5 protein-coding genes are annotated in these 4,946 nt (G+C 53.7%); 1 reads left to right on the top strand and 4 read right to left on the bottom strand.

The features are described from left to right. From VKV18_RS15780 to VKV18_RS15765, 4 genes are all read right to left on the bottom strand, one after another. Positions 1–792: hypothetical protein (locus tag VKV18_RS15780; protein WP_324205141.1), on the bottom strand; the 792-nt coding region annotated here is incomplete at its 3' end. A 31-nt stretch (positions 793–823) separates the two neighbouring features. Beyond that, positions 824–1,927: an alanine--glyoxylate aminotransferase family protein gene (locus VKV18_RS15775; protein WP_324205140.1), complete on the bottom strand. Its 1,104-nt coding sequence runs from the start codon at positions 1,925–1,927 to the stop codon at positions 824–826. 14 nt (positions 1,928–1,941) lie between these two features. Beyond that, complete coding sequence (locus VKV18_RS15770) at positions 1,942–2,727, bottom strand: enoyl-ACP reductase (RefSeq protein ID WP_324205139.1); 786 nt, start codon at positions 2,725–2,727, stop codon at positions 1,942–1,944. A gap of 69 nt (positions 2,728–2,796) precedes the next feature. Continuing rightward, positions 2,797–3,516 (bottom strand): MgtC/SapB family protein, encoded by a 720-nt coding sequence (locus VKV18_RS15765; RefSeq protein WP_324205138.1) that lies wholly within the window; start codon positions 3,514–3,516, stop codon positions 2,797–2,799. Between the two features lie 155 nt (positions 3,517–3,671). Between VKV18_RS15765 and VKV18_RS15760 the strand changes: the two genes are divergently transcribed. Beyond that, positions 3,672–4,946, top strand: a 1,275-nt coding sequence (locus VKV18_RS15760; RefSeq protein ID WP_324205137.1) for a MiaB/RimO family radical SAM methylthiotransferase, incomplete at its 3' end; no start/stop codon positions are given.

Below are 4,946 nucleotides of genomic sequence, written 5' to 3'. Positions count from 1 at the left end.
ACGCCCCTCCGGAGTTAAGTGTAAGGAGACCGTATAGGAGGGACCTACCAACAACGTTGGAGGCTGCTCCTCTAGCTGGGCACTGGTAAACATCTTCCCTGTCAGTACCACCGGAAGAGTCTCCGCCGCCACATCGGGTGTAAGCGTGATCACATCTTCCACACTTCTCCCACTCGCACTCTGATTGCCTTCTTCTTCGGTTGAAGTCATCAAGTCAGAATCCCCATTCCCGCTGTACTTCTTGATCAGCGCGGCTAGGGTGGTCGTCGTTGGTTTGCCGCCTTCTCTGTCAGGCTGAACCGTTATTATCTGATTAGGGCTGATCTCCTTGAAGGCGTTCTTATCTCCTTCAATGAAACGAACGGCTGCGCGAATATAAGGGGCTAACATGGCATATCCAGCCCTATCGTTGACCTGCAGAGCGGCCTTAATAGCCCCTGCTGCCTCCGGGCTGCACATAGGGCCGTTGCGAGGATCAAAAATCGAGTTCCAACCGTACTCCGTCAAACACACCCTCGATGCGGTGTTCTCCGTAAAGATTTTGAAGTAGTTCCGGTCGTAGTCTGTATGTGGGTTCAGCGCCCCCACGACGGTTAAACCGTTCAGATCGGGCTGAAGGGGAGGCCAATGCCGAGAGAGAAGAATATGATCCTGTATCTGGCCTGCAACATACCAGATGACAAGCAGGGCAACGAAAATCGTCAATAAACGACGGGTTCCAAGCTCGCGCGTCAGCCGCATGCGCGCTGGCGCGTCTGCAGGTGAAACCGCTTCAGCCGGAAAAAGTGGCATATCTATCTCATCTCCTAAAACGATCGCTCTGCTAATTCAATACGGTTCTTAAGGCCGCAGATAGCAGCAAAACATTACGAGGCGTGGCCGAACTTCCCATCGTTCCGATGCGCCAAATCTTGCCTCTTAACTTGCCTAGGCCTCCCCCTATCTCGATACCGTAGTCTTGAAGCAACCGTGCCCGCACATTCGCTTCATTGTCAACGGCATTAGGTACGCAATAGGCATTTAATGTGGGCAGCCGATGAGCAGCGCATCCGAACGGTTCGATGCCTAACTCCTTGAGCTGCTCTTTCAAAAGCATGCTCACAGCAATATGGCGTTGCCAGCGCGCCTCCAGGCCCTCCTCTTCGATCTCCTCAAGAGCTGCGTCAAGAGCGTAGAGCAGATTTACCGGCACGGTGTGGTGATAGGCATGAGGTGAATCGTAATAATCCCTTAGCAATACCCAGTCGAAGTACCATTCTACCGGCGCTCGCCGCCGTTGCCTCACCTCCCATGCGCGTTCAGATACGGTGATCGGTGAGATGCCCGACGGGGCTCCAATGCATTTTTGTGTTCCAGAATAGCTCACGTCTATCCCTAGACGATCGACATCCACAGGCATCCCTCCCAACGAAGTCACCGTATCTACCAAAAACAGGGCGTCGTGCTCCCTAACCAGTTTCGCGATCTCCTCCAAAGGCTGGCAGATTCCAGTAGAGGTCTCTGCATGAACACAGGCGACAAGCTTAACTTTGCCTGCAGAGGCGAGGGCCTTAGCGATAGCTTTAGGCTCTATTGCCTCCCCCCATGCGGCCTGCACGGTTATGACTTCGGCCCCTAGGCGCCGTGCGATCTCGGCCATGCGTTCCCCGAAAAAGCCGTGCATCCCTATAAGCACCTTGTCGCCCGGTTCAATAAGGTTAGCAAAACAGCACTCCATACCTGCCATGCCCGTGCCCGTTAAGGGTATCGTAAACGCATTTTGCGTCCCAAACACGGTACGTAAACGCGCACGTATCCTATCCGTGATCTCGAAAAGCTCCGGATCAAGATAACCTATTGGAGCCTGCCCTAAAGCCTCTTGCACCTTAGGGCTAATACTGCTCGGCCCAGGCCCTAACAACACTCTCGGTAAAGGCGTTCTCTTCATGTGACTCCTTTCCGCTAGACCATGCCCATAATGTGGTAGCCACAGTCTACATAGATAACCTCGCCGGTTACCGCTCTTGCGAGAGGACTAAGCAAAAACAAGATAGTATCCCCCACCTCGTCTGTGGTGACTCTTCTTCGTAACGGAGCGGTCTGCTCCACACGCTGCAACATCGCGTCTAGCCCCGCTATGGCCGAGGCGGCTAAGGTTTTGATAGGCCCGGCCGACACGGCGTTCACCCGAATCTGATCGGGGCCTAAATCTGCCGCAAGATAACGCACGCTCGCCTCTAGTGCGGCTTTTGCGACCCCCATGACATTGTAGTTTGGTACTACTCGCTCCGCGCCTAAATAGGTGAGCGTGACAATACCTCCACCTTGTGCCGCCTGCATTAAAGGCCTTGCAGCACGCGCCATCCGCACCAAAGTGTAGACGCTTCGATCATGTGCCAAAGCGAACCCATCACGAGAGGTGTTAATATATTCCCCGGCAAGTTCCTCTTTTTTGGCAAAAGCAATGGAGTGAACAAAGCCGTCGAGAGCTCCATCAAAATGGTGTCCAATCTGGTCAAATAGCGCATCAATCTGCGCATCTTCCGAGGCATCGCATTGAAAGACAGCCGCCTCGAACCCCTCCTCTTCAAGAAGTTTTCTAACATTTCTCTCTTCACGATCGCCCATCACGGAGAAAGCCAACGAGGCTCCCTCACGCCTCAGAGCACGTGCGGCTCCCCATGCAATGCTCCATTCATTGCGCACCCCTGTCACGAGAATGCGCTTTCCCTCCATCAACTGAGGCATTCGTATCTCCTTAACGACCTTTTTAGATTTTCCCGTCTAGACTATCGGCCATTCTACCCGAAATCTGCCTCAAGCCTCTACCATACAGCTCACCATACCACTGAGATTCACCATGTACTGCTGAAAAGCCACAAGGTCGAAGTCATCGGGCACACGAACCCGCAATCGAACCTGCGTTACAGGCTCGCCCTGGGCGCTTTTCTGTGTTTCTAACTGAAACGATAGAACCCCGATGTGGTGCTCCTCTAGAATTTGAAGCAACCTATCCGGTCGAAGTACTCCCGGATTCACGCTTATCTCCATTTCGCGAAATCGGCCCTTCAGCTTCATAGCCTGCTCGAAACGATTTAACAGAGTAAGCGTGGTCAACACAATGACAAAGCAGATGCAAGCCACCTCGCCAAGTCGCGGAGAGGTTCCAATAGCCATTCCCATCGCGGCAACCACCCAAATACTTGCGGCTGTGGTGAGTCCACGAATACTCATTCCTTCACGCACAATAGCCCCCGCTCCTAAAAACCCTATGCCCACCACCACATTAGCCGCTACACGGGCTGGGCTATCCTGTATGCGCCCTGCGAGGCCATTGCCGTATCCCTGAGAAACAATCGCGATGAGAGCCGCTCCTGAGCATACGAGCGCATGCGTGCGCAGGCCGGCCGGTTGACCACGTCGTTCTCGCTCGAAACCGATCACACCCCCTACGATCACGGATAACAGCAGTGCAAATACCTGCCCCCACATTGTCTGAGATGGAATATAGAACCCAAAAAACCTCTCTGCCTCCACCACATCCTCCTTCCATTGCTTTGTTGACAACGGGCTAATCGAGACGCCCTCCCCTCCCTACCGGAACTAAGGACGCACACGGTGCTGTATGTAGTGGTAAAATGTTACACAAACTCTCTTGAACCTCCTGCTTCAAAGGAACGCTCTGAAAGCCCATGCCAATTGCAGCCTTTATGACACTGGGGTGTAAGGTCAATCAGTACGAAACACAGCGCATCATTGCGGATTTCGAGCGCAATGGTTTCACCATCACAGAGTTCCATCGGCCTGCCGACATCTACGTCATTAACACATGCTCTGTAACACAGGCAGCCGAAAGAAAATCGCGAAATACCATCCGGCGGGCGCGCCGACTCAATCCTAACGCCATTGTCGTTATGACTGGCTGCTATGCAGAGATGGCACGCATCAAGGGAGAAGCTATCGAAGAGGCCGACCTGATCGTTCCCAATCCCCATAAGATGCAAACTCTTAATTATCTCCTTGAGGCGTTCCCGGAGCTTCGCGCCACCCTGCAGAGCAACCAATCGCCATCCTCAATAGCGCCTACCCTCCATCGCCGTACACGCGCGACCATCAAGGTTCAGGACGGCTGCGATGTCTTTTGCACCTTCTGTTCCATCCCCTATACCCGAACCAAAATGGTTTCTCGACCGATGGATGAGATACTCTCCGAAGTGGAGACGCTGGCGGATCAGGGTTTCACCGAGATCGTTATCACCGGCGTGCTCGTGGGAGCCTATGGTCAAGAGCCAGGCTTCGCAGGACGTTCCGAAGGATTGCCGCGCGGTACAGCCTGGACACCTAATCGTACTTATCACCGTCCCGATCTGGCCGATCTTCTCCTGACGTTGGCTAAAGTCGAGGGCATTCGACGGATTCGACTCTCTTCCATAGAGCCAACCCAAATCACCGATCGGCTCCTCGAAGCTTTTGCATCGGAGCCAAAATTGTGTCCGCATCTACACATTCCCCTGCAAAGTGGCTCCGATAAAATTCTTTCTGCCATGAACCGGCCTTATAATCAGCGATTCTACCTGGAACGCTGCGCTGCCGCCAAAACCCGCATTCCCGACCTGGCCATAACCGCCGACATCATGGTTGGCTTTCCCGGTGAAGACCGTGCGGATTTTGAACAAACGCTTTTCGTCGCCCGGGAAGTAGGCTATGCCCGTGCTCACGTCTTCCGCTACTCTCCACGCCCAAATACGCCCGCAGCAACCATGCCCGACCAGGTTAGCGACTCCGAAAAGGAGGCTCGCAGTCAGGAACTTATCGCGCTATGTCGCGAAACCCAAAAGCAGTTCATCCAACGCTACCTCGGCCGCACCATGGAGGTTCTTGTGGAAGGAAGAGGAGCTCCAGTAGAACCCTCTTCGGAGAACGAAACGCTTCCTCCCACAAAAGAGGAATCTGCAGGTCTACTTGGA

Source organism: Chthonomonas sp., assembly GCF_035294505.1.
Lineage (GTDB): Bacteria > Armatimonadota > Chthonomonadetes > Chthonomonadales > Chthonomonadaceae > Chthonomonas.
This window is presented reverse-complemented; position numbering and strand designations above follow the sequence as displayed.